Annotated in this window: 2 protein-coding genes; one reads left to right on the forward strand and one right to left on the reverse strand. The window is 74.8% G+C overall.

Annotated elements, in window-relative coordinates:
• Nucleotides 1-272 precede the first annotated feature (272 nt).
• Entirely contained in the window at nucleotides 273-860 is a 588-nt protein-coding gene (locus tag ABZ641_RS34560) for a DUF6434 domain-containing protein (protein WP_359988305.1), read from the forward strand.
• A 7-nt stretch (nucleotides 861-867) separates the two neighbouring features.
• Here the strand turns inward: ABZ641_RS34560 and ABZ641_RS34565 are convergent.
• The coding region (locus ABZ641_RS34565; RefSeq protein WP_359988307.1) for a YncE family protein at nucleotides 868-2,073 on the reverse strand (1,206 nt) is incomplete at its 5' end.

The following is a 2,073-nucleotide window of genomic DNA, read 5'->3' on the forward strand; positions in this document are numbered from 1 at the left end:
GTGCGCTGCCGTGCCCGGCCGCTCCCCACGGTGCCGGCTCCGCGCTGCTGTCGCCCGACACGCGGGCGCCCCGGACAGGTGGACGGTGCCCGGACCTCGGCCCCGGGTCACAGCTGTCCTCCGGGCAGGCCCGTCGCGGGCGGCGCCTGTCCGCTGTCCCGTCGGTGCGTCGCGCGCTGCCGCACCCGCCCTTGCCGACGCGCGTGCCCGGTGCGCCCTCCGTCGCCCACCCCCGTCCGCGGAGCGTGCCGGGCCGCGGGCAGAATGGCCTGATGAACGGGGACGGGGACACCACGACCGCAGGACACGAGCCGAGACCGCCGCTGACGGCGGCGCTGAGCGGTGCCGAACTGCTGCGCTGGTACTGGACGCTCGAAGAACTCACCGCACTGGCGCGGGAGATGGGCGTCCGCCGGGGCGGCGGCAAGCCGGCCCTGACCGCCCGGCTGGCCGCCGCGCTGGACGGCGGGCCGCTGCCGGACGCGCCGCCGCCGCGCCCGGCCCGGACGGCACGGCAGCTCGCCGCGCCGGTCGACGGCGACACCGTGATCCCCGCCGGCCAGCGCTGCAGCCAGGTGCTGCGCGCCTGGTTCACCGCGCAGATCGGGCCGTCCTTCCACTTCGACGCGCACATGCGGGCCTTCGTCGCGGAGAACGCCGGCCGCACCCTCGCCGACGGCGTCGGCCACTGGCACGCGACCCGGGCCGAGGCGGCCGAGCCGCAGGAGGTCGGCGCCCAGTTCGAGTTCAACCGCTTCCTGCGGAGCTGGCACGCCGAGCACCCCGCCGGCACCCGCGACGAGGCGCTGGACGCCTGGCGGGCGCACCGCTCCCGCCCCCGCGACGCCGCGGCCCACTGAGCGACCGTCAGGGAGCTGGCGGGGAAGTCCAGTCGGCCGCCACGTGACCGAGCCGGACCCGCTGGGGGTGGTCGCCGACCGGTGTCGAGGCGGTCTTCCGGCCGGTGGCGAAGTCGATCGCGGTGATCCGGTCGGCCCCGCTCTCGGAGATCACGCAGGAGGCGCCGTCCCCGCTGACCGTCGCCCAGTACGGCTTCGAGGCGGCGACCAGCGGGCCCTCCTTCAGGGTGGTGCGGTCGACGACCGTGGCGTAGTCGTCCATCGTCCCGGCGACGCACAGGTGCGCGCCGTCGGGGCTCATGGCCAGTCCGTGGTGCCGCGAGTCGTTGACCCAGGTGGTGCGGTCCGGGTTCGTCGCCGGGTTCCCGGGCAGGTCGGCGACCCGGGTGATCCGGTCGGCGGCGACGTCGTACTCCAGCACGCCGTTGAAGAACGACACCTGGAAGTAGAGCATCGAGCCGTCGGGGCTGAACGCCACCGGGCGGACGGCGTCCGAGAGGTCCTGGCGGCCGATCGCGTCCAGCCGCTGCCGCATGTCGATCACCTTCACCTGGCGGAAGGTCTGCGCGTCGACCACGGTGATCCGCCGGTCGCCCTTCGTCCAGTCGAGCCACGGCGCGTCGAGGGCGGTGGTGACCTCGCCGATCGCCATGTTCCAGATCCGGGTGCCGCCGTCGGTGAAGACGTTCTCGTGCGGCTTGTCGCCGGTGGCGAAGGAGCCGAGCTGCCGGCCCGTGCGGATGTCCAGCACGTGCACGGTGTTGGCGGTCGACGCGGAGACCGCCACCCGGGTGCCGTCCGGCGAGACCGCCATGTGGTCGGAGCGGTAACCCGACACCGGGAAGCGCCAGTTGATCCGTCCGGTGGCCAGGTCGATGGAGACCACGTCGGCGAAGCTCGGCCGGGAGACCACCACGGCCGAGCCGTCCGGCGTCGAGTACATGTCGTCGACGAACTGGTCGTGCCCCTCGCCCGGGCCGAGCCGCACCCCGAGGAAGTACGCCAGCTTCACCGGGTTGAGGTAGATCTCGGCGAGCCGCTGCGCCTTGTCCGGGACGACGTCGATCCGGCCGATCCGGGCGAGTGCGCCGGTGGACTCCACCACGTCCGCGGTGCCGTCCCAGTTGTTGCCGACGAAGAGCACCTCGCGCAGTCCGTCCGCCCGGGCCGCGGCCGTGGCCGCGGTCGGCAGCGGGGTGGCGCCGGCGCTCGC

This window comes from Kitasatospora sp. NPDC007106 (genome assembly GCF_040634455.1).
Taxonomy (GTDB): Bacteria; Actinomycetota; Actinomycetes; order Streptomycetales; family Streptomycetaceae; genus Kitasatospora; species Kitasatospora arboriphila.

What these genes read in the sequence shown, in the direction of transcription:
- ABZ641_RS34560 (WP_359988305.1), top strand. Translation starts at nt 273, where the DNA reads ATGAACGGGGACGGGGACACCACGACCGCAGGACACGAGCCGAGACCG.